Genomic DNA, 23950 nt, shown 5'->3' with positions numbered 1-23950 from the left:
CCCCACCCCGCACAGTCCGAAGGCAGGATTGCATCATGCCCCTCGAAAAGTCTCTCTGGCCGGCGACACCGAGCTCAGGCGTCCGCGACATCACCGTCGGCGACCTGCTGCGAGAGGCCGCGTCGGCGGAACCCGACCGCCTCGCCCTGGTCGACGGAACTCCCGATCCAGCCGATCGGCGAGAGTGGACCTACCGTCAACTCCTCGCCGACACCGAGATGGTAGCCAGAGCACTGCTGGCCCACTTCGCGCCCGGAGACCGGATCGCAATCTGGGCGCCCAACAGTGCAGAGTGGGTAATCCTCCAGCAAGCGATCGCGATGGCCGGGATGGTGGTGGTGGGCGTGAACCCCGCTTACCGCGCCCACGAACTCGAGTACATCCTCCGCCAGTCCCGCTCGGTCGGACTCTTCTACCGGGATACCTATCGCGGCGCGGACCTCACGGCACTTCTGGCGGAAGTACGGCCGTCGCTCCCCGAACTCCGCATGGTGATCGCACCCAGCGAGTGGCGGTCCTTCATCGCGACCGGCGATCCGGCAATGAAGTTTCCCGCTGTCGCACCCACCGCCCCGGTGCAGATTCAATACACCTCCGGAACCACCGGTTTCCCCAAAGGTGCACTCCTGCATCACAAAGGAATCGTCAACGAAGCCACGTTCGTGTTCGAGCGGGCCGGGCTGGTGGACCACGTCGTCTGCGTCAACGCAATGCCGATGTACCACATCGGGGGCGGTGCCGTCACCGAACTCGGGACGTTCGCGGCACACGGGACCTATGTGGTGCTACCCGGCTTCGACGCCGCGCTCATGCTCGAGATGCTCGAGGCCTACCGCGGAACGCACTCGCTGATGGTTCCGACGATGCTCATCGCGCTTCTCGAGCACCCGGACCGTGGAACACGCGACCTGTCGAGCCTCCACACCGTACTGTCCGGTGCGGCAGCAGTTCCCCAGGCACTCGTCGAACGGGTGCTCGACGAACTCGACTGCCAAGTCACGATCCTGTTCGGGCAGAGCGAGATGCACGGCGTCATCAGCCAGACCCGAGTCACCGACGATCCGGCCGATCAGGCCACCACGGTGGGACAGCCGCTGCCGGAACTGGAAGTGAAGATCATCGACCCCGTCTCCCAGGAGATTGTCCCGATCGGTGAACAGGGTGAAATATGCTGTCGCGGCTACCAGACGATGCTCGGCTATTCCGAGATGCCGGACGAAACCGCCGCCACCATCGACGCCGACGGATGGCTGCACATGGGTGATCTCGCGACGATGGACGAACGAGGCTTCCTCCGCATCACCGGCCGCCTCAAGGACATGATCATTCGAGGCGGCCTGAACATCTATCCGCGCGAAATCGAAGAACTGCTGTTCCGCCACGACGACGTGGCCGAAGTTGCGATCGTCGGGGTTCCGGACACCCGATGGGGCGAGCAGATCGGCGCCGTCGTACGACCGGCGGACCCCGCCAATCCACCGAACCCGACCGAATTGAAAGCCTGGTGCCGCGACCGAATCGCCGCCCACAAGACGCCGTCGCTGTGGTACTTCACCGACACACTCCCCATGACACCGTCCGGGAAGATCCAGAAATTCCGTGTGCAGCAAGAGATTGCGTCCGGAGCACTCACGGCTGCACGCCTCGACAACAGGTCTGTGCCGGAGCAACTCTCGAACAACTGAGAACACAGCGTCGCCCTACCCGCCCTTTCTGGAGAGTGGAAGGATGAGGACGTCGACGGCGAACGGTGGGCGAAGGTCATGAACGTTGCCCGCAGCGTCGAATGCAGGCCATCGGGCCTGCATTCGACGCACCCCGCGCGGCCCTGCTGATAGCGGGGCTCGAGGTCTCCCACCCTGCACGTCCATGTCTTCGCTGCATACGACCTGGACGACTTCAACATCAGCAACGCCAAGCCGAACCCCTCGCAGGAGTCCCTCGACGAGGCGGCAGCCAAGCTCAGGACGAGCCTCCGCGACCTCGGCCACACAGACACCGTCGCAGCATAAGGAAATTCGTTCTCCCTGACCGCCTACCGCTGACACGGTAGCTCCACCCATAGGGTCGCCACCTGACATCTACACCGGTTTGTCAAGGGCGCAGGGGCGTCGATTGAGCCGGTTGCTACCTTCTGCCAGGTGAGGCCGCTGAGGTCCTGGGTTGAATGGTCCTCGTGCCATACCGTTCGTCATCCGTGTCGCATCTCCGTGGTCCGGTGATCAGAGGGTACGGGCGATCAGTGTCTTCATGATCTCGTTGGTGCCGCCGTAGATCTTCTGCACACGGGCAGCGGCATACATACGGGCGATCGGGTACTCCATGATGTAGCCGTATCCTCCGAACATCTGCAGGCAGCGGTCGATGATGTCGCACTGCTTGTCCGAGCCCCACAGTTTGGCCATCGAGGCGGTAGCCGCATCGAGTGCTCCTGCGAGGTACTGCTCGATGCAGTAGTCGACCAGCGTTTTGCCCGCGAGTATCTCCGATGTGCACTCTGCCAGTACGAACTGGGTGTTCTGGAAGTCGAGGACCCGCGATCCGAAGACCTTGCGGTCCTTTACGTAGTCAAGGGTAGTGAGGACGGCGGCCTCTGCCATCGCGATGCCGCTGATGGCGATGCTCAGGCGTTCGCGGGGCAGTAGTCGCATCAGTTGAGTGAATCCTTGCCCTTCCTCACCACCGAGGAGGTTTGCTGCCGGAACCCGCATGTCGGTGAAGGACAATTCCCGGGTGTCTTGGCCGTGCTGTCCGATCTTGTGCAGGATTCGGCCGCGTTCGAAGCCGGGCAGGTCGGCGGTTTCGGCGACAAGCAGTGAGACGCCCTTCGCGCCGAGGCTCGGGTCGGTCTTGGCGACGACAATCAGCAGGTCGCAGTGGGAGCCGTTGGAGATGAAGGTCTTGGATCCGTTGATGACGTAGCTGTCGCCGTCGCGGATGGCCGTCGTGCGGATGTTTTGCAAGTCCGATCCGGTGCCTGGCTCGGTCATGGCGACCGCCAGTACTGCCTCACCCGTCGTGACCTGTGGTAGCCAGCGCTTCTTCTGCTCGACCGTACCGAAGGTCGAAAGGTATGGCGCGCAAATTGTCGAGTGGATATTGAAACCGAAGGCTGTGTCGTGCGCGTGGGCGAGCTCCTGCAGAATGACGGCTTCATGACCGAAATGACCACCGCCCCCGCCGTAATCCTCGCTGATTTCGAGGCCGAGTAGGCCCGCGTCGCCTGCCTTTCGCCACAACGTTCTGTCGACCTGATGGTCGGCCGCCCACCGATCCTGATGCGGGGTTACCTCTTTCGCGAAGAATTCTGCGGCGTGCTTACGCAGCGCGATGTGATCCTCGGTCTCCCACGCGCTGTGATAGTTGGGGAACAGTGTCGGCATAGTTCCACTTTCTGGCGATCTCGTATTCGATGTTGGGTTCGAACAGCGGGCGACTCGTCGTTCGGAATACTGCAGTGGGTTGCGATGCGACCGGCTCTCGACCCGTTCGAGTGTTGTTGTCGTGCAGCCGGCTTCTCGTTGAAGCCGGCTGCACAGGTCATCGCGTGCTACCGAGAGAGCGATCGCACGTGGTCCGACTACGAGGTACCGGCCCGCACACTCTGGGTCACACCGTCTGCGACTCCAGTGCGACCTGGTGTGTACCCGCTCGGCCAGGATCGGACTTGTCGAAGAACTGTGCGGAGCGCTCACTGATGGCCGGGTTGTCGCCGCAGAGCGCGTATCCGAGCAGAGCCTCGAGCTTCAGCTGGTCGTCGAGTGGTCGGCCGATGACCTCGAAGATCGTTTCCTTGGCCGATTCCATTGCTTTCTGGTCGTTGCGGAGGATCTTGGCCACGAGGTCGTTGGTCGCGGACTCGAGGTCGTCGTGGGGAACGACGCGGGAAACCAGGTTCGCATGCAGCGCGCGCTGGGCGTCGATCGGCTCACCGGTCAACTCCATCTCGAGGGCGATCCCGACACCGGCGGTGTTGACCAGCCGCACGATCCCACCGTCTGCCGGGTGCATCCCGCGGCGGAGTTCAAACGAACCGAACTGTGCCTTGTCCGAGGCGATCCGGATGTCACAGGCCAGGGCCAGCTCGAGGCCTCCGCCCAGGACCCAGCCGTTGAGCGCGGCGACGATCGGCTTGTAGATGCGGTGCTGTCCGCGGGTGATGCCCCCGGCAAACCCGTCGGGAAGTTTGTTGCGGGCGAGCATCGGGCCGCCGTCGCTCCACGTCGGCACGTGAGTCTTGAGGTCGGCGCCGGCGCAGAAGGCGTCGCCGGTTCCGGTGAGGACGGCAACGCGGAGGCTGTCGTCGGCGGCGAAGTCCGCCCAGATCTGGCGCAGCAGTTCGTGGGTTTCGACGTCGATAGCGTTCTTGACCTCGGGGCGGTTCAGCCGGATGTGGGCGACGGGACCGCGCTTGTCGTAGACGACCTTGGACATGATTGTTCTCCTTGCAGGAATTTAGGCCGAGACCGCGGTGAGGATCTCGGGGGCCGTCGAGCGGTGGAATCCGTCGAAGGGTTCGTTGTGGACAGCGGGCTGCAGTTGCCACCAGCCGCGGCGGGCGTTGGGGGCGCCGCCGTCGATGCGCAGGCAGGATCCGGTGACGAATCGGGACGCCGGGGAGAGCAGGTAGACGATCGCGGCGGATACTTCGGCTTCGGTGCCGAAGCGCTGCAACGGGATACCGGGAGTGACCTCGTTCTGAATGAACTCGCGGTCCTTCTCGTCGTAGGTGTCCAGGCCGCTCGAGGCGATCGACCCTGGCGCGACGGTGTTGACCCGGACGCCGGCGGCGGCCCACTCGGTGGCGGCGCTCTCGCTCAGGGTGAACATGCCACCGCGCGCTGCCGCGGAGTGGGAGAAGTGGGGCCAGCCGTGCCAGATGTCGGCGATCATGTTCACGATCGACCCGCCGTGCTGGGACATCGAACGAGTGAACACCTCTCTCATGACGATGAAGCCGCCGGTCAGGTTGTTGCGGACGACTGCTTCGAAGCCCTTGGTGGAGATGTCCTCGAGCGGTGACCGGTACTGACCGCCGGCGTTGTTGACGAGACCGTCGATTCCGCCACGATCTCCGATGATGGTGTCGATGACCGCGCCGACGCCGTCCTCGTCCCGGATGTCGGTGACATGCGTCGACACCGATCCCCCGTCCTCGGTGATCTCACCGCGCACGTGGTCGAGCTTGTCCTGGTTGCGCCCGACAATGGCCACGTGCGCGCCGAGCGAGGCGAGTTCGTGCGCGGTGCAGCGCCCGATTCCGCTACCTCCACCGGTGACGACGATCGTCTGCCCGTCGAACAGACCTGGTGCATAAACAGATTGGTAAGGCATGGTGACTCCTCCTCAGGCGCGGTCGCTGTACTTGGCGCGCAGTGCAAACTTCTGGATCTTCCCGGTTGCCGTGCGGGGAAATTCCCCGACGTACTCGATGCGTTCGGGGACCTTCCACATGGCGATCTTGTGCTCGTCGGCGAGATGGTGGCGCAGGTCCTCGATCGTGAGACGGGTGTCGTCCCGCGCCACGACCACGGCGCACGCGCGTTCTCCGACCGCATCGTCGGGCAACCCGACCACTGCGACGTCCGCGATCGACGGGTGCAGCAGTAGGGCCTCCTCGACCTCACGGGCACTGATATTGAATCCGCCTCGGATGATGATGTCCTTGATCCTGCCCGTCACCCGCAGGTAACCGTGCTCATCGATCCGCCCGAGATCACCTGTCCGCCACCAGCCTGCGGAGTCCTGCCCCTCGGCCGTGAGCTCCGGGCGTCGCCAGTACTCGAGCATCCGGCCCGGCCCGCGGTATCGGATTTCGCCGTCGACCCCGGGATCGGCCTGCTGCTCGTCGAAATCGACGATTCGCAGTTCGACACCGGGTACCGGTGCGCCGTCCGAGGACGCAATCCGCTCGATGGAGTCCTCGGGCCGGCAGACCGTGGCCATCATGACCTCGCTGGACCCGTAGGCACTCACCACCCGGCACCCTGACAGTCGTTCTTGGGCTTCCCCCACCAGCGAGGCGGGGATCGCGGCGCCCGCGGTGAGCCAGAACCGCAGCCGGGACACGTCGTGCACCGCCGGGTCGTAGGCGTCGAGCAACATTCGAATGAACGGTGCGGGACTGGCCGTTCCCGTGCACTTGTAGGCGTCGATGCGTTCGAGGGCAGCGACCGGGCTGAAGATGTCGAGTAGATGCGCCTGGGCTCCGGCGATGGTGGGGGCCATGACACCGAGGGTGAGCCCCAGAGTGTGGGCCACCGGTGAGGGCACGAACATCACATCCGACCGTGTCATTCCGAGAACGGGCACCGCCTGCTTGGGCAGGAAAGACGCGGTGTTCCAGGTGTGCAAGCACCCTTTGGGACGCGACTCCGTACCGGAGCTGTAGAGGATGATGTGTGCATCGTCCGCAGCCGATACCGGCGGGAGGGTGTTCGTATCATGCTCGGCGGCGAGCAGCGTACCGAGGTCGACTCGGCCGTCGCCGTCTCCCGCACGGGCCGTCACGTGGAAAGACACACCGGGGACCGCGGCGGCGATCTTCTCCCCCATCGCCGCATGGTCGAACCCCCGGAACTCGCCGGCGGTGACAAGGCCGACGGCCTCGGAGTTCTCGACGATGAACTGCACCTCGTGCTCGCGGTAGACCGACACCACGGGGACCATGACAGCGCCGATTCGCGCGAGCGCCGCATAGACGAAAAAGAACTCGTTCCAGTTCGGTAGCTGGACGACGACCCGGTCCCCCGGCCGCACTCCAAGCCCGATCAGTCCCGCGGCGAGATTCCATGCTCTCTTGCGGAATTTGCCGTAGCTGTAGGTACTGGCGCCGTCGGAAATGTACGGGTGGCTGGGATCGACCTCGGCCCAGTGGTCGATCGCTGTGACAAGCGTCGAGTGATCCCAGTAGCCGGCCTCGTAGTAGGCACGCATGTGGTCCTCGAATCGTGGATCTGCGCTGACAGTCATTGATCAAGCCCCTTCGGCTCTGATGCGGCTCGCATCTGCCGCGTAGGAAAAGTTATACACGATTAACTATCGGACCAAAAGGGGTCTTTCGGAGCGCCCCGCCCCTGAGGCGATTTCTGACGTCAGCGAGTGGTACAAGGCATGCGCAGACAGGCGGGTAGCGACCGTCGACCGGGAAGTTCGGTCGCAGTCGCACCTAAAAGTTAATCAAAGTTAACAATCGCCGCCGGGGGTCACGGCTCCACGGGGAGACCGACGACGGCGCATGCCGCTCGGCGGAGCATCGCCTTCAGGCGATCGTCCGGCATACCGACGTTGTGGACGAGCGCCGATTGGATCGCGCCGATCGTGGCATGGACGAGAACACGAGCAGAGGACTCGTCGAGCGCTGGGTCGAGTTCACGCACCACATGCACCCACTCCTCCACGTACTGCCGCTGCTTACGCCGCAGACGAACCTGGTCGTCGGGAGAGAGGTGCTCTACTTCTCGGTAGTAGACACGTGCGAACTCTCGCTCGTCAACCACGAAGTCGACCTGCCGGTCGATGAGAGCCCGCAGAGCATCGGGGATGGCTTCCCGACGGTCGACGATTGCACTCTCCTCGCGAAGCAGACCATCGAGAGACCGATCGAACAGCGCCAACAGGAGTGTGGCCTTGTTGTCGAAGTGCCGATAGACCGCGGCTCCACTGATTCCGACCTGGGCGCCGATGTCTGCCATCGACACCGCGTGGAATCCACGCTCCGCAACCAGTTCCGCCGCCGCCGCAAGGATCTTCTCCTTACGGTCAGGATCGCGGCGCCGTGCGAACGGTGCAATTTCGGTCATCGACTCCAGCTCTTCCAGATTCCTCGATCGTCGGAACAGTGCACTCGAAGCATATGACCGTGAGCCCGTCGACACTGCCCGGCCCCTACCTGCAGCCCGACTCGAGGAGGAACCGCTCCTTGGCGTAGCGAACCAGCCCGGCGCGGTTGGATTCTCCGGTCTTCTTGAGCATCTTCCCGATGTGGAATTTCACCGTGTGGAACGTGAGGTTCATGCGCTCCGCGATGGCGTAGTTGTCGAGCCCGGCGGCGATCATGGTCACGATCGAGAGTTCGCGCTCGTTGAATGCCGGTTTCTCGGTGGTTGCCCGGCGTGCGTCCACCCACTCCTTCAGGAGTGCGGGATCGATGTACTGGCCGGAGCGGACGACTGTTCTCAGCATGTCCGGGAGCGCCGACATGCTCGCCGCTTTGAGGATGTATCCCGATGCGCCCAACAGTATTGCCCGGTCCACGAGTTGGGCATTGCCGTATCCGGTGTAGAACACCACTTTGGTGGTGGGCGAGGCGGCGAGTAGGTCGCGGCACAACGACCACCCCTGCTCTTCGCCGATGAAGAGGTCCAGCATGACGATATCCGGGGAGCAGCGCAGGGCGTCCTTCTCCGCGCTCGCGACACTTGCCGCTGCTCCGAGGAAGACGAATTCGGGTTCCCTCTCCGCCAACCGCTCGAGGCCGGCGTGGACTATCTCGTGGTCGTCGATCGAGAAGACACCGATCCGGCGCGGTTCCGGCACGTCGTTCAACTTGATACCGCCTGATCGGAGCCGATCGGGAAGCTGGCCGTGACGGACAGTCCTCCCGACGGGGTGCGATCGAACCTCACCTCGCCGCCGACCTTGCGCGCTTCACGTTTCATGAACTCGATTCCGTAGTGGCCCTCGAAGGGTTCGTGTGCGTCGAAGGATCGACCGTCATCGCTCACCGACATGACGCACACCCCGGGGTGGACCTCGAAGGACATCGAACATCGGTCTCCCTTCGAATGATTCTCGGCGTTGAAGACAGCTTCCTGGCCCACCTTGCACATCGCCTCGCCGATGTCTGCAGGCACCCGCACGTGCATGCCCGCCCCGCTGACACCGCCCGACGAGAAGTCGGCAGTTCGGCTCATGCCCGACACACTCGGCACAGCGAACACTCGCTCCGCGACGTCTTCGAGGGTGCACTCACTCGCCCGTTCGCTCTGCAGGAGGTGACGCAGTTCGTCACGCACCAACGACATGCACTCGTCGACACTCGCGCTGATGGACGCTGCACGCGATCGACTGTCACCGGTCGACTGGTATTCGAGTTCCTCTGCCGCGAAACCGATCTGGGTCAACCGGCGTACCAGATCGTCGTGGAGTGATTGCGCGATCCGGGCACGTTCCTGGTCTCGAACGACCTCCCGCCGGCTCTCGTCCAGATTGGACCGGTCCAGACCCAGCAGTGCCGCGTTCGCGAAATCCGCCAGTACGCGTTCGTCGTCTTCGCTGTACGCGCGCGGCCGCCGGCTCGCGACGTAGAGCACCGCCTCGACGTTGCCGCCGTCACGGACGGGGACCGCCAGTGCCGAGTTGATTCCCTCGCCACGCGTCTCCTCGCGCATGGCGGCGCGAAGGTTGCGATCTTCCTCGTAGTTCAGCGAACGAATGGGGTGCCCGGTCTCACGCGCCGCCCCGCCGAGCCCCTCGCCCGACCCGACCCGGAGATCACGGAACGGGTCGGTGTTGATCCCCAGCGTTCGAGTGAAGACGAAGTAATTGTCATCGACCGGCAACGACAGATACGCGACATCTCCTTCGAGCAGATTGCGCGCGGCGGCGAGAGTGATGTCGAAAACGCGGTCCAGTGAGACGTCGGACGTTGCCGCGCGCGCGACAACCCGGTAGGCACGGTCGAGGTCGCGATGCCTGGTCTCGTGGACACGAGTACGGAGCGCGTCGATATCCCGAGCAAATCGCCGGACTGTCGCGAGCGTCTCCGCGTCCAGTGCGGCCGCCGACCCCAGGATCACCTCGCCGTGCCCGTGACCGTCCGCGAACGGGAGGATCAGTGCACGGTCGAAATCGAGTGAGACCGGGCGCATCAACGACGTGAGCCGCACGTGCCGGGCCGTGGCCGCGACAGGTGACCACTGGATGTTGCTGCGCACGGGTTCCTCCGACGTGAACACCGAGTTGCCCAACGGCTCCGATGCAATCACCCGCAGGGGCCCGCCACTCGGTGCGTAGATGATGACGGCCTCGCGCGCCTTCATCGAGACACGGAGAAGCCGCAGCGGCTCGGCGAGCTCCTCCGCGAGCATCGAGAGCTTCCACCGAGGCGAATCTTCCGGGAGACCGACCATGTCATCGAATACTACGGAGATTTGCGTCGCTAGCCATATGGCTAGCCCAGGTCTAGCCGCCTTACGGCGCGTTCGTCGTTAGCGTGAATGCATCCGTAATGGTCGTCACAACCGAGGCAGGGTTCATGTCAGATTCGATCACAATTTCCGCCGCGAGCTTCGCGATCCGTCCGGTGAGTAGTTTCGACGAGTTCGCCGACCATTCACGGGGACTCCTCGACCAGGCGGCCGGCAGCGACCTGGTTCTCTTCCCGGAGTTGTTCACGCTGGAGTTGTTCACCATCGCCGATTCGTGGCAAGACGATCCGGTCACCGAATTGACGCGTATCGGTGATTACACCCGGGAATACCGTTCTTTGTTCATTTCGGAAGCGCGCAAGCGCAATCAATTCATCGCGGCGGGATCGCACCTGGAATATCGCGAAGACGGATACTACAACATCGCATACATTTTCGGCCCCGACGGGGAACAGTACGAGCACCGCAAGACGCATATCTTTCCTGCGGAGGCGGATTGGTCGACGAGGGAGGGCGACGACATGGACGTCTTCGAACTTCCGTTCGCCACGGTCGGTTTCAACGTCTGCTACGAGACCGAAATTCCCGAATGTGCGTCGTCGCTCGCCGAACAGGGCGCGGAGATAATTCTCTGTCCGTCGTACACCTTCACCGAGTACGGGTACTGGCGGGTGCGGCACTGCGCGCAGGCCCGCGCCATCGAGAACCAGGTCTACTTCGCGCACTGCGCCACCGGCGGCGCACCCGGTGGCCCCATCCCCAGCGGGTGGACCCAGAGTTCGATTCTCTCGCCCTGCGACCTCCCGTGGACCCCCTCCGGGGTCGTGGCGCAAGCGCCCGTAGCGAACACCGAGAATGTCGTCACAGGCGTCGTCGATCTCGATGTCCTGCGCCGGAACCGTCTCGACGGTGCCGCGACCACGTTCCAGGATCGCCGCCGGCGCGTGGAGTCCTACCGCCGCTGGCCCTCCCACACCACCGCACGCCAGCTCGGCTAGGACGCTCCGCCGATCTCGACGAGCCTCACCCCACCACAAGCACGCAACCGATATCAGGAGAAGCGACAATGGGTCATCTCGAACTGCCCGCGGGCAAGAAGATTGCAGTCAATCTCGGAACCGACTTCGACGCACAGTCACTCTGGCTGGGCGGGTTCAACAAACCCAGCCCGTCCTTCATGTCGCGCGGCGAGTTCGGCGCCAAGGTCGGCGTCCCGCGCCTACTCGATCTCTACGCCCGCTACGACATCAAGACCACCTGGTTCACGCCCGGGCACACCGTCGACACGTTCACGAAGGAATGTGAACAGATCGCCGAGAAGGGTCACGAGTTCGGCCACCACGGGTATTTCCACGAGAACCCCACCCTGATCGATGCCGGGACCGAGGAGGAGCTGGTCGAGCGTGCCTTCGCCACCTTCGACAAGCAACTCGGTGTTCGTCCGACGGGGTATCGCTCGCCGTACTGGGACTACTCCGACAACACCCTGGACATCGTCGAGAAGATGGGGTTCAAGTACGACTCCTCCCTGATGGGCCGCGACCTCGAGGCATACCGTCCGCAGCGGTGGGCCATCGACTGGGAGAACGGCAACAAGCCCGGCAAGGCGAGCCACGTCCTCGAACTGCCGGTCAGCTGGTACCTCGACGACTTCCCGCCACTCGCCTGCATCACCGGAGTACAGGCCGGCCAGCAGGACAGTCGTACCGTCTTCGAACGCTGGCGCGACATCTTCGACTACGGCTATCAGAACGTCGAGGGTGCCGCGTTCGTCTCGTGTGTGCATCCGCAGATCGTCGGCCAGGCCCATCACATGATGTGGTACCAGAAGCTGATCGAGCACATGGTGTCCCACGACGGTGTCTGGTTCGCGACCACCGACGAGATCGCCGACTGCTGGGTCGATGACGAGGAGGACAAGCGGAACATGGAGCTTCCCGACATTCGGACCACGGCGCCGCGTCCGAGCTACTACCCCGACTTCTGATTCCGACCGAGAGTTCCGTGTGGCCCGCTCCCCGAGCGGGCCACACGGCGTTCCCGTGATGGCCACCGCTGATCATTCCTGCAGGTTGCACGCCTACCGACCACTGCGGCGCACGTCACCTTGTCAATTTTGTGATCACAGATTACATTCAGGTAAGAATCGCGTAACGGTCGGGTTCCCTCGCGCCGATGTACGCCGATTCGTGGTGCCCACGACAACTCGATCCACAGACCTCTCAGGTGTGCCGCGGGACGAACTCCCTCCTCGCCTGCACGTCACGGTGTTCGGGTTCGACAATCCCTGAGCTCAGCACGAAGGAGGATCATCTTGGCAAGAGTGGCGATGACTGGCCGGAACGCAACCTTGGCCGGCCTGGCAGCGATTGTTTTGTGGAGCACCATGGTCGGCATGATCCGACTGGTCACCGAGAGTCTCGGCGCCATCGGCGGCGCGGCCATGATCTACACGTGCTGCTCCGTTTTGTTGTTCCTCACCGTCGGGTGGCCCAAACTTCGCGAGTTCAACCGCGTCTATCTGCTGACCGGTGCGCTGATGTTCGCCGGATACGAAGTGTGCTTCGCTCTCGCGATCGGACTGGCAACCGACGCGCGCCAGGCGATCGAGGTCGGCATCGTGAACTACCTGTGGCCGTGCCTGACAGTCCTGTTCGCCATCCTGTTCACCGGTCAGAGATCCTCGCTCTTGTTCATCCCCGGCATCGGGTTGTCCATTGCCGGGATCGCACTGGTCCTCGGCGGTGACGCCGGACTCGACCTGCCCGGGACCATCGAGAACATTCGCACGAATCCCCTCAGTTACGCCCTCGCACTCCTGGGTGCCGTCATCTGGTCCGCGTATTGCACCGTGACAAAGCTGTTCGCCAAGGGCAACAACGGGATTACTCCGTTCTTCATGCTTACCGCAGCATCGTTCTGGGTCCTGTACCTGTTCAGTGACACCGAACCCCTCCACCTGACGCTGACCGGGGTGGTAGCGACACTGGTAGCGGCATGCGCCATCGGCTTCGGCTATGCCCTGTGGAATGTGGGCATTCTTCACGGAAACATGACCTTGCTCGCTGCCGCTTCCTACTTCACACCGGTACTGTCGGCTGCGTTCTCTTCGCTGATGTTGGCTACCGCGCTCGGAGTCACCTTCTGGGTCGGTACCGCGATCGTGTGCGTCGGAGCAACGGTGTGCTGGGTCGCAACGCGCGAACCGAAGAAGGCCGGCGAAATTACTCCTCCAGCACCGGCGACGTCCGACAGCACCGTCACAGAGGAACGACCGCGGGATCGTGCGTCAGTGCGCGTCAGCGGTCGACGTCACTCGTCGCGAGGCCCGAGCGCGCTGGAAATTCGCCGGCGCAAGCACGAAGCCGACGCGATCGACACCCACTGACTGTCGCTGACCTTTACGTCACCGAGCCATCGTCGCCGTCCGCGACGATGGCTCGGTGACGTTGGTCGTCAGGGCGAAGCGATAGGCCTTCCCGACTGCTCGCAAGTTGACCGTCGGAGTGGTGCCGTATGCCCTGTCACCGCAGAGACACCGAATCCCGCAGCAAGCGTTCGCCGGTCGAGTGCCGGCCTGTACGGTGCGGCACTGCCGGGAAAGTCCATGAGGCACACGAGAACCGTGTCCTTCGAAGCGAAGGACACGGTTCTCGAATAGTGCCGGGGTTCTGCTACACGGAGATCGTCTCCGCGGGGGCGGGCGACTTGGCCGTCTGACCGAGCCCGGCGCTCTCGGAGAGGGACAGCCCCCGGGTCTCGGGTGCCCACATCTGGGAGATCACGGCACCGAAGAGGGTGACGCCGGCAGCGATCAGCATGGTGACGCCGATGCCGAGGCTACTGAGGGACAGCGGCACCAGGAACGTGCCGATCGCAGCGCCGATGCGACTGAGCGAGGACGCCAATCCGACTGCGGAACCGCGGACTTCGGTGGGGAACAGCTCGTTCGGGTACACCCACTGCAGGATCTGGGAGCCGCCGATGAGGACCGCGTAGGCGGCGAAGAGTACCATGATGATCGCGCTCGGCGCTCCGGGGAAGATTCCCAGCAGCAGCAGGGCCAGACCCGACCACACGAAGCTGTGGATCAGCAGCGGGCGCCGGCCCATCCGGTTGACCAGCAACAGCGCGAAGACACAACCGACCATGAACAGGATGGTGATGGCGGCGGATCCGATGTGTGCGGCGTCGCCCTCGAGTTTGAGGGCACCGAGGATGGCCGGGGCGAAGGCATAGACGGCGAACAACGGAACCACCGAGCAGGTCCAGAAGAGGGTGATGAAGGCCATCCGCTTGCCGTAGCCGGAGCGGAGGAGTTCCTTGACGCCGACGTTGGTCTCTTCGTCCGCAGGAAGGTCGGCGACGGTGACACCGGGACCGTAGACCTTGAGCAGTACTTCGTTGGCCTTGTCGATCTTCCCCTTGCTGACCAGCCACCTGGGCGACTCCGGTGTGCCGACCCGGGCCACGACGATCAATACTGCGGGGAATGCGGCACTGGCGAGCATCCAACGCCACGCGTCGTCTCCGGCGGTTCGCGCCAGGACCTCGCCGACGACGTACGCTGCCGCCGCTCCGACGAACCACATGGTGACGAAGGCACCCAGCAACGGACCACGGTACTTACGCGGCGCGAACTCCGTCATCAGTGACGTGGCGATCGGGTAGTCCGCACCCACGGCCATGCCCAGGAGCAGCCTCAGAACAATCAACCAGACGACGCCCTCCACGAAGAACTGCGCCACGGAGCAGGCGATGATCGCAACCAGGTCGAGGGTGAACAGGACCTCCCGGCCGAAGCGGTCGGTCAGCCAACCGCCGGCAAAGGCGCCGAGCAGGATGCCGATCAGCGTGGACGCGGCGATCAGGCCCTGTTCGGCCGACGACAGGTTCCACTGGCCCGAGATCTGCACCATCGCGACACCGATGATCGAGAGGGCGTAACCGTCGAGGAACGGCCCTCCCGAGGAGAACACCGCTAACTTCTTGTGAAATGTGGACAGTGGCGCGTCGTCCAACGGGTTGGTCGTCGTCATCTCGGACTCCTTGTTGACATACTGTGCCGACCCGGACCTGATGCGGCATTCCTCGGTGGCGATATCGAGGTGGTCGGATGTTGATTCAATTCCTGTTGAGACACATAGCGATTCGAGAACACGTGATTCTCGACCCGAGGCCGTGCCGGCGACCCGGCGATACGAGCTGGCTTCGTTCACTACTTCCCGCACCCGCTGGTGTGATGTGCGTCTCGTCACAGAACAATAATATGTAATCACAGATCACACAACCCCCGGGCGTGCTTCCACCCCGATGACACAGCGGGACAGCCGATCGCTCACCCGGCCGCGGGCCCACCATCTTCGGCGGCGCGACCTTCCGGCCGTGGTTACTCGGGGGTCATACCGGCCCGAGGGTGCACTGCTCGACGGCGATTCGCGCCGACGGCGTAGAGGTGTGTTTCGCGCTAGCCGGCGTCTGCCGACGCGGCCTGCTCGGTCGCCAGGAGCGCTTTGATGCGGTCGGTCGCGTCGAGGAGCGATTCCTCGTTGACCGCGGCCGCGGATTCACCCGAGCGATCCCGGGCAGCAGCAACGAGGCGCTCCTGGAATCGCCACAGCGGGTCGTCTCCCCCGGAGTCCAGGCTTCCCTGCGCGCCCACGATCTTGTAGGCCCGGCAGTGGTTCCACAGGTTGCGGATCGTCTGCAGAAGAACAGGATTCGCGGCGGCCTCGTACAGGATCGACAACAGGGCCTCGTCGTGGTCGAGAAGGGCGACCACGCGTCCCTCGTCGACGGCGGCGCGCATCAGCGTGAACTCGGCTTGCATCCGGTCGCAGTCCTCGGCGCTGATCCGCTGTGCGCCGAGCCGGGCGGCCTCCACCTCGAGCAGCCGGCGCACGTCGTAGACGTGCACCAACTCGGCGAGGGTCAGGCCTTTGACCACCGCCCCCCGGTGGGGCACGCGTTCGGCCAGGCCGGCTTCCTCGAGTCGGCGGATCGCCTCGCGCACCGGCATCACGCTGGTTCCCACCTGCTCGGCGAGATCACGCACGCGCAGGCGGGCACCGGCAGGCAGATCACCGTTCATGATCGACTCGTGAATCATCGAGTAGACCTGATCGGTCAGAAGTGTCGGCTCAGCGCGCTTGGACATGACCACAGATCACATATTAACCGGCGATCGGACCTCCCCCGGCGGCCGGCGACCTCTGATCGGTAATACGCGCTGTCGGAGCAGCAGCAGCACATGGCGCTTTCCGGGTGTTTTCGGGCGACCGAAAACAGCCTCACCCTTGTGTGATCTGTGATTACATTTTAGTCTGGTGCAAGACGCAGACGCCGCAGCAGCACGCCCACCTCAGGCGATCCCCGAATACACGCCATTGCACCCGCACTATTCATGCCCGCCGTAATCGGCCCGGGATCCACAACGGACCGGGCCTGCAGCTCGAGTTCCACGATCATGGAGGTACCTCTGATGTCCATCTCTACTCCCGTCGAGGACGTGACGGTACGCCGTGCACCCGGCTCGGCGCCGCTGATCACGGCGGCCGATCTTCCCCCTACCTCGCATTTCGTCGACGGCGCCTTCGACGATGCTGCTCCCGGCGACGTGTTCGATGTGATCGACCCCAGCGCGGAGAACGTCATCGCCCAGATCCCGCAAGGCACCACCGCGGACGTCGACCGTGCGGTGAGCGCCGCCGCAGCGGCCGCGGAAGCCTGGGCACGCGTGGTACCCAAGGAGCGGTCGGAGGTGCTGCACAAGATCGCCGACCGGCTCGCAGCCAACGCCGACCTGCTCGCCCGGCTCGAATCCGCGAACGCAGGAAAGCCCCTGGCCGTCTCCCGTGACGACGTCGACGGCACCATCGACACCTTCCGCTTCATGGCCGGCGCTCTGCGCGCGACCACGTCCATGGCCGCCGGCGACTACGTCGAGAACCACCTGTCGGTGATCCTGCGCGAACCCCTCGGAGTGGTCGGAGTGGTCACCCCGTGGAACTACCCCCTGCTGATGGCCGCCTGGAAGATCGCCCCCATCCTCGCAGCCGGCAACACCCTGGTGATCAAGCCGTCGGAGCAGACCCCGCTGACAACCCTGAAGTTCGCCGAACTCGTCGCCGACCTGCTGCCCGCCGGAGTGCTGAACGTGGTCACCGGCCGCGGCTCGGTCGTCGGCGCCCGGCTCGCCGAGCACCCGGACGTGGACATGATCGCCCTCACCGGGTCGGTGGGCAGTGGCCGCGCCGTCGCCCGCGGCGCCGCCGAGACCCTCAAGCGGGTCCACCTCGAACTCGGCGGCAAGGCGCCGGTCGTGATCTTCGCCGACGCCAACCTCGAGGAGGCAGCTGAATCGCTGCGGGTCGCGAGCTTCTGGAATTCCGGGCAGGAATGCGGCGCGGCGTGCCGCGTCCTGGTCCACGAGTCGGTCGCCGACAAGTTCGTCGAACTCTTCGTCGCTCAGGTCCGCGAACTCGCCATCGGCGAACCCGGCTCCGGGGACGACATCGAGATCGGGCCCCTGGTCTCCAAGGCTCATTTCGATCGCGTCGTCGGATACCTCGATCGCGCCGCCCAGCAGGGCATCCGGGTCGCCATCGGCGGAACGGCACTGGCCGGTACCGGCTACTTCGTGGCACCGACGGTGCTCGTCGACGTCCCCGACGGCGCCGAGTGCTCCCGTGAGGAGATCTTCGGACCCGTCGTCACCGTCGAGACCTTCACCGACGAGGACGAGGCCGTGCGCCGCGCCAACGACGTACCCGTCGGCCTGTCCGCGTCGGTCTGGACCGAGAACGCGCGCCGCAGTCACGACATCGCTGCGCGGCTGGATTCCGGTACCGTCTGGGTCAATTCACACCTGGTGCTGGCCAACGAGGTCCCGTGGGGTGGATTCAAGGGTTCCGGTTACGGCCGCGACCTGTCGATCTACGCCCTCGACGACTACTCCCGCACCAAGCACGTCATGCACAACCACAGTCGCTGATTCGATCGCACCACGAACCGACGTCGACGGTGCCGATCGAGTCCTGCCATGCCGCCCATACGGTCATCCGTGTGGGCGGCACGCTCGTGCCTGGATCCGGGTTCCAGCGGTGAAATCCCGTGGCGGTCCGTCGATGTGCTCGGAAAATCAGGTGGACAGCGGATCGAGAATTCCGCGCACGGTGGAGCGAGAAGTGCGGCACACGTGCTCGAGAATGCGGAATGCGCTGTCGCCGTCGCGGGTTTCGACGGCAGCGACGAGGTCGGCGAGATAGCTCCACCGGGACAGTCCGTGCCCGACGGCGTCGCGCACCCAGAGGTTCTTGTAGGGGCGGCAGGTGTCCCACATGCCCTGGATCAGCCCGGTGAGAACCGGGTTGTTTCCCGCGGAGAACAACGCCGACAGCAGCAGTTCGTCCTGAGCAACGGCTCCTGCGATGTCGCCGTGCGCAGCCGCGCTCTCCAGCAGCCGCCAGTGCTGTCTCATCGTCTCGACGGCCGCGTCGTCGGCCAGGACGGCGCCCCGGCGCGCGGCATCGGGCTCGAGCATGATGCGCACGTCGTACACGTATTCGAGTTCGTCGATACTCAACTCCCGCACCGACGCTCCCCGGTAGGGCTCCGTGACGATCAGACCCGCCTGCTCGAGCCGCCGGAACGCCTCCCGGACCGGCATCACGCTGGTGCCCACCAATGCGGCGACCTCCCGGATCCGTAGCTGCGTCCCCGGCGCCCAGTGACCCTGCGCGATGTGCCCGCGCAGGGTCTCGTATACCCGGTCCGCAAGCAAGTTCGACGAAGAACTGTGCGGTGGAGTCGTTTTCATCTCCCGCAGAACGAGAGTATTCGGCCTGCCCATGAGGACCTCCGAGTTGTGGCGAGATCGCCGGAGAGAGGTCACCGACGCTTACAGCCACCCTAGCATTTGTTGTGATCACAGATCCAATCTATTGACGGGTGGGTGTGATCCCGGCTACGGTCATCGATAGCGTGAAAGACCGGATAGAAGCGGAGAAGTCATGAGCGCGTCTCTGACAGCGCACCCGTACGCACCCTCGACGGAGATGTGGGACTGGCAGTTGCATGCCCGCTGCCGAGACATGGACACCGACCTGTTCTTCTCCCCCGACGGCGAAACACGGCAGGCTCGACGCTATCGCGAAGAGTTCGTCACCCAGATCTGTCACTCCTGCCCGGTCGTGACCGAGTGCCACACGTACGCCCAGACAGTTCGTGAGCCGTACGGGATCTGGGGCGGCGCGACCGAGGCCGATCGCCGATTCTCGACCGCCCGCACGCCGCGGCAGCAGCCCGGAACGAGCACCGCAACCGGAAGCGCCGCACGACGTCTGACCGTTTCCTCCCGCCATCCGAGGCCCGGACGGCAAGAGCGTTCCGGGGACGCAGCAGACTAGGCGGGGTCACGTAGCGCATGTCTCTGGGCCGGAGCAGCGTGCTCCGGCCCAGAGGAATCCCGCGACTACCGGTCGCTCGGCAGCGCGTACGACGCCTCGGTGTCGAAGTCTGGTTCCTTATCGATGTTTCCGCCTTCGACGGAACCGGCCGGCGTACGCCCGGGGCCGAACTTGCGCCGAGCCTGGTATGCGATCAGGGTGACGGCGAGGGCACCCAGGCTGAGGGAGATCTGCGATCGCGTGGATTCGACGAAGAACATCGAGATCAAGACCGCGAGGATACCGACGACCCCGAGGATCGAGAGGTACGGGAAGAGCCACATCTTGAAGCGGAGTTCGCGGGCCTTCTCCCGGCCGAGCATTGACCGGAGTTTGATCTGGGAGAGCGCGATCATCAGGTAGACCATCAAGATGGTGGCGCCCGACGCGTTGACGATGAACGCGAACGCCGTCGTCGGCGAGAAGTAGTCGAGCGCAACGCAGCCCAGCCCGACGCACAACGCGGCCAGCAGCGCCCCGCGGGGAACTCCGTTCTTGTCCACCCGAGCGACCGAACGCGGTGCGTCGCCCTGATTGGCCAGCACGAACATCATGCGCGAGGCGGTGTAGAGACTCGAATTCAGGCAGGACAGCACCGCAACCAGGACCACCGCGTTCATGATGTCCGGGCCGCCCGGGATACCCATGACGTTCAAGGCGTCGACGAAGGGCGACTGGCCGACCTTGATGGAAGTCCAGGGGACGATGATCGCCAGGAGAAGCACGGAGCCGAGATAGAACACTCCGACACGGCCGATCACGGAGTTCGCGGCCTTGGCAACCGACTTCTCGGGTTCTTCGGACTCTGCCGCCGCGATCGTGGCGATCTCGGGACCGACCATGGAGAAGACCGCGACGACGACACCGGAGAGAACGACCGTCCATCCGTTCGGTGCGAATCCCCCGTGATCGGTCAGGTTGGAGACGTCCGCGCTGTGCCCCGGCCACAGGCCCACCACGAAGCACGCCCCGATTGCGAGGAACGCGATGATCGCGGCGACCTTGATGCCGGCGAACCAGTACTCGAACTCACCGAAATTGCGCACCGACCGAAGGTTGGTGGCGACCATGGCGAGCAGCAACGCCGCCGCCATGGGCCACGAGGGGAGATCTATCCACCGCTGCAGGAGTTTTCCGCCGATCACGGCCTCGGCCCCGGCGACGACTACCCAGAAGAACCAGTACAGCCACCCGGTGGTGAAACCCGCGCGGTGTCCGAACGCCTTACGCGCGTATCCGGCAAAGGACCCCGTCGACGGGTCTGCCACGGCCATTTCGCCGAGCATGCGCATGACCAGAATGACTACGAGACCGGTGATCGCGTAGGAGAAGATTGCCGCGGGGCCCGAGGAGTTCAGCAGCGCGCTGGAACCGACGAACAGTCCGGCGCCGATGACGCCGCCGATAGCAATCATCGTCAGGTGACGTTGCTTGAGGCTCTTCTGCAGGGCGGGTGACGGGTTCTTATCCAAATCAGACATCGGCAGCTCTCACGATCGATTCGACACACGTGGACGCGGGGAGGTCTGTCCGCGTCCGCCGAGCGAGACTTCTACTCGCCCAACGACTTCGATCAAACCTGGCGGCAGCAACGCACCCGCCCAGGCGATGATCACGTCCCGTGTCTGGATGTGATCCATATAACACCCCCGAGGTGCTCCGCGACTATCGACAGATGCCAGAAGTATGCAGGTGTACGTCAGACATATGGATGATCAACAAACTGGCCGCATGTTAATATATTAGTTATGAATCAGATCGGCCGGGGTGCTGCCATTGCGAGCGTCGACGACTTCATGGCACGCACGCGCCGGCACCTGGGGGCGTCCGTAGTGCTGCTCGACAGCGATTTCGAGATGATCGCGTACAGTGCCCGGTCGATCGCAATGTCACAAGATCACTCACAGTCGGTCGTCAGGCAAGCGACCGATGCGGACACCCGCAACTGGATCGTCGATTGCGGAATCACCTACGCCACCAGGCCGGTTCGAACACCGGCGAACAGGAATACCGGCTCGAAGGCACGAATCTGCCTCCCCGTCCGGCACGGAGGAAAAACGTACGGGTTCTTGTTCGTCCTGCCGGACGACGACGCATCGATCTCCGACCATGAACTCGAAGAATTGATGCCGCTCGCGGCCCAGGCGGGCGCGCTGCTCGCCGCCGACGCATCGGGGAACGGACACCTGGCAGGGGCGTTTGCGGACCTGCTCGAAGGCGATCCGGACAGGTCTTCGGCTGCCGCCGAGCATCTCCGGGCGTCGGGCGACGTGTCCGACGCCGAATTCACGATGCTCGCAACGGACCACGACGCGATCGATCGACGGCCGGGCGTCACCGCGGTGCCGATGGGACGACTCACGGCAGTATTTGTAACGCACCGTGATTCATCATCGGCTGCACTTCGCTCAGCTGTCGACAGCTACACCGCCGAGGGAAGCGTCGTCGGAGTCGGGGGAACCTACTCGGACCTTCGGGATGCCAGGAAGAGTTGGCGGCAGGCAAGGCTGTGCCTCGACGTCATTGCGTTCGAGCCCTCCAAGGGGCCGGTGGCGTACTGGGATCAGCTCGGCGTGTATCGGCTGGCCGCAATCGCATCCGCGGAGCTCATCGCCGAAGCGGTCATCACCCCTGCGGTCAGGGCGCTGTTCGAGCACCGGAACCGAGACCTTCTCTCCACCGCGGAGACCTTCTTCGACAATGGTGGCGACATTGCCGCGACGACCGATGCTCTGAGCATTCATCGGCAGACCCTCTACTACCGGCTACGTCGAATTCAGGAACTCACGACGCTGGATCTGTCGATCGGCCAGGACCGCTTGGAGTTGCACGTCGGCCTCGCGCTGGGAAGGCTCGTCGGGGGTCCGGGAACGTCGAATCGCTCGTAGCCGTGAGGTACCCGGACGCTCGGTGAGCGCCCGGGTACCTGCGAATCGTCTCTGCCCTGCCGGCTGGGAGTCAGGCGGTAGGTAGCGTCGTGCGTGTGGTGGTGCTCAGTGCGGCGCTTTCCGTCAGTGCCATTCCGCGGGTCTCCGGTGCCATGACCTGTGACAAGACCGCGCCGAGGAGGGTGATGGCGGCCGCGATGAGCATCGTGGGGCCGATGCCGATACCGCTGAGCGACAGCGGCACCAGGAACGTGCCGACCGCGGCGCCGATGCGACTGAGCGAGGAGGCCATTCCTACCGCGGAACCCCGGATCTCAGTGGGAAACAGCTCGTTCGGGTAGACCCACTGCAGGATCTGACTGCCGCCGATGACCACCGCGTAGATCGCGAACAGCGCCATGATGATCACGCTCGGTGCTTCGGGGAACAGTCCGAGGATCAGGAGAGCGAGTCCGGACCACAGGAAGCTGTGGATGAGGAGGGGTCGCCGGCCCATCCGATTCACCAGAAGCAGCGCGACGACGCATCCGACCAGGAACAGGATCGTGATCACGGCCGACCCGAAGTGTGCTGCATCGCCTTCGAGCTTCAGTGCCCCGAGGATGGCGGGTGCGAACGCGTAGACGGCGAACAGCGGCACGATCGAGCAGGTCCAGAACAGCGTGATGAAGGCCATCCGCTTTCCGTATCCCGATCGCAGGAGATCCTTGACGCTGACGGTGCCGTCTTCCCTCGGGAGGTCTGCGATGCTGACGGTGGGTCCGTAGACCTTCCGCATCACTTCGTTCGCTTCGTCGATCTTTCCCTTGTTCGCCAGCCAGCGGGGGGACTCGGGTGTTCCGACCCGGGCGAGGACGATCAGAGTCGCAGGCACTGCGGCGCTGGCCAGCATCCAACGCCATGCGTCTTCGTGTCCGGTTCGTGCCAGGAATTCTCCGACGACGTACGCAGCTGCGGCGCCGACGAACCACATCGCGACGAACGCGCCGAGGAACGGACCCCGGTACTTGCGCGGCGTGAATTCGGTCAGCAGGGAGGTGGCGATCGGATAGTCCGCACCTACGGCCATACCGATCAGCAGGCGCAGAATGATCAGCCACACGACGTCTTGGACGAAGAATTGAGCCACGGAGAACACGATGATGGCGACCAGGTCGATCGTGAACAGAATCTCACGTCCGAACTTGTCGGTCAGCCATCCACCGGCATAGGCGCCCAGCAGGATTCCGATCAGCGACGAGGCACCGACCAGGCCCTGTTCGACGGACGACAGGCTCCACTGATCCGCGAACTGCACCATCGCGACACCGATGATCGACAAGACGTAGCCGTCGAGAAACGGTCCGCCCGAGGAGAACAGCGCTAGCTTCTTGTGGAATCTGGACAGTGGCGCATCGTCCAAAGGGTTGATCGTCGTCATAACGAGCTCCTCGTCAGTGATGGTGTTCTGAAGTCGGTGTCGGGC

General features: G+C 64.1%; 19 protein-coding genes. 7 read left to right on the top strand and 12 right to left on the bottom strand.

The window, feature by feature from the left end:
* The first annotated feature begins 35 nt into the window (after positions 1-35).
* The gene (locus tag BLV94_RS32650; protein WP_072937072.1) at positions 36-1685 is read left to right on the top strand and encodes an AMP-binding protein; all 1650 of its coding nucleotides are present in this window, start codon (positions 36-38) and stop codon (positions 1683-1685) included.
* Positions 1686-2222: 537 nt separating this feature from the next.
* On the opposite strand, the gene BLV94_RS32645 is transcribed toward BLV94_RS32650, so the two are convergent.
* The 7 genes from BLV94_RS32645 to BLV94_RS32615 form a co-directional block, all read right to left on the bottom strand.
* Positions 2223-3383 (bottom strand): acyl-CoA dehydrogenase family protein, encoded by a 1161-nt coding sequence (locus tag BLV94_RS32645; protein WP_072937071.1) that lies wholly within the window; start codon positions 3381-3383, stop codon positions 2223-2225.
* A 226-nt stretch (positions 3384-3609) separates the two neighbouring features.
* The gene (locus BLV94_RS32640) at positions 3610-4434 is read right to left on the bottom strand and encodes an enoyl-CoA hydratase/isomerase family protein (RefSeq protein ID WP_072937070.1); all 825 of its coding nucleotides are present in this window, start codon (positions 4432-4434) and stop codon (positions 3610-3612) included.
* Between the two features lie 21 nt (positions 4435-4455).
* Positions 4456-5334 (bottom strand): SDR family oxidoreductase, encoded by an 879-nt coding sequence (locus tag BLV94_RS32635; protein WP_072937069.1) that lies wholly within the window; start codon positions 5332-5334, stop codon positions 4456-4458.
* A 12-nt stretch (positions 5335-5346) separates the two neighbouring features.
* A complete protein-coding gene (locus BLV94_RS32630) occupies positions 5347-6972 on the bottom strand; it encodes a class I adenylate-forming enzyme family protein (protein WP_072937068.1) in 1626 nt (541 codons plus the stop codon).
* 233 nt (positions 6973-7205) lie between these two features.
* Positions 7206-7802, bottom strand: a complete 597-nt coding sequence (locus BLV94_RS32625; protein WP_072937067.1) for a TetR/AcrR family transcriptional regulator — start codon at positions 7800-7802, stop codon at positions 7206-7208.
* 85 nt (positions 7803-7887) lie between these two features.
* Entirely contained in the window at positions 7888-8538 is a 651-nt protein-coding gene (locus BLV94_RS32620) for a response regulator transcription factor (RefSeq protein WP_143051444.1), read from the bottom strand.
* 5 nt (positions 8539-8543) lie between these two features.
* A complete protein-coding gene (locus BLV94_RS32615; protein ID WP_072937066.1) occupies positions 8544-10133 on the bottom strand; it encodes a GAF domain-containing sensor histidine kinase in 1590 nt (529 codons plus the stop codon).
* A 125-nt stretch (positions 10134-10258) separates the two neighbouring features.
* Here BLV94_RS32615 and BLV94_RS32610 point away from each other — a divergent pair, with 125 nt between their 5' ends.
* From BLV94_RS32610 to yddG, 3 genes are all read left to right on the top strand, one after another.
* On the top strand, positions 10259-11149 hold the full coding sequence (locus tag BLV94_RS32610; protein WP_072937266.1) for a carbon-nitrogen hydrolase family protein: 891 nt from the start codon (positions 10259-10261) through the stop codon (positions 11147-11149).
* Between the two features lie 68 nt (positions 11150-11217).
* The gene (locus BLV94_RS32605) at positions 11218-12138 is read left to right on the top strand and encodes a polysaccharide deacetylase family protein (protein WP_072937065.1); all 921 of its coding nucleotides are present in this window, start codon (positions 11218-11220) and stop codon (positions 12136-12138) included.
* Positions 12139-12480: 342 nt separating this feature from the next.
* Entirely contained in the window at positions 12481-13539 is a 1059-nt protein-coding gene (gene yddG, locus BLV94_RS32600) for an aromatic amino acid DMT transporter YddG (RefSeq protein ID WP_072937064.1), read from the top strand.
* 286 nt (positions 13540-13825) lie between these two features.
* On the opposite strand, the gene BLV94_RS32595 is transcribed toward yddG, so the two are convergent.
* Both BLV94_RS32595 and BLV94_RS32590 read right to left on the bottom strand, forming a co-directional pair.
* Positions 13826-15190, bottom strand: a complete 1365-nt coding sequence (locus BLV94_RS32595) for an MFS transporter (RefSeq protein ID WP_072937062.1) — start codon at positions 15188-15190, stop codon at positions 13826-13828.
* A 428-nt stretch (positions 15191-15618) separates the two neighbouring features.
* The gene (locus BLV94_RS32590; protein WP_072937061.1) at positions 15619-16308 is read right to left on the bottom strand and encodes a GntR family transcriptional regulator; all 690 of its coding nucleotides are present in this window, start codon (positions 16306-16308) and stop codon (positions 15619-15621) included.
* Positions 16309-16632: 324 nt separating this feature from the next.
* Here BLV94_RS32590 and BLV94_RS32585 point away from each other — a divergent pair, with 324 nt between their 5' ends.
* Entirely contained in the window at positions 16633-18144 is a 1512-nt protein-coding gene (locus tag BLV94_RS32585) for an aldehyde dehydrogenase family protein (RefSeq protein WP_072937063.1), read from the top strand.
* A gap of 147 nt (positions 18145-18291) precedes the next feature.
* Here the strand turns inward: BLV94_RS32585 and BLV94_RS32580 are convergent, their stop codons facing one another.
* A complete protein-coding gene (locus tag BLV94_RS32580; protein WP_083395746.1) occupies positions 18292-19002 on the bottom strand; it encodes a GntR family transcriptional regulator in 711 nt (236 codons plus the stop codon).
* A gap of 160 nt (positions 19003-19162) precedes the next feature.
* Here BLV94_RS32580 and BLV94_RS32575 point away from each other — a divergent pair, with 160 nt between their 5' ends.
* Entirely contained in the window at positions 19163-19558 is a 396-nt protein-coding gene (locus tag BLV94_RS32575; protein WP_072937059.1) for a WhiB family transcriptional regulator, read from the top strand.
* 65 nt (positions 19559-19623) lie between these two features.
* On the opposite strand, the gene BLV94_RS32570 is transcribed toward BLV94_RS32575, so the two are convergent.
* Positions 19624-21078, bottom strand: coding sequence for an amino acid permease (locus BLV94_RS32570; protein ID WP_074933878.1), 1455 nt, complete (start codon positions 21076-21078; stop codon positions 19624-19626).
* 267 nt (positions 21079-21345) lie between these two features.
* On the opposite strand from BLV94_RS32570, the gene BLV94_RS32565 reads away from it, so the two are divergent.
* A complete protein-coding gene (locus BLV94_RS32565) occupies positions 21346-22485 on the top strand; it encodes a PucR family transcriptional regulator (RefSeq protein WP_072937047.1) in 1140 nt (379 codons plus the stop codon).
* A 70-nt stretch (positions 22486-22555) separates the two neighbouring features.
* Here BLV94_RS32565 and BLV94_RS32560 read toward each other — a convergent pair whose 3' ends face one another.
* Positions 22556-23905 carry an MFS transporter gene (locus BLV94_RS32560; RefSeq protein ID WP_072937046.1) on the bottom strand — a complete coding sequence of 450 codons (1350 nt, stop codon included), beginning with the start codon at positions 23903-23905 and terminating at the stop codon, positions 22556-22558.
* Positions 23906-23950 lie beyond the last annotated feature (45 nt).

It is taken from the genome of Rhodococcus koreensis (assembly GCF_900105905.1).
Classification (GTDB): domain Bacteria; phylum Actinomycetota; class Actinomycetes; order Mycobacteriales; family Mycobacteriaceae; genus Rhodococcus_F; species Rhodococcus_F koreensis.
Note: the sequence above shows the minus strand (reverse complement) of the source record. Positions and strands in the feature narration are given on the sequence as shown.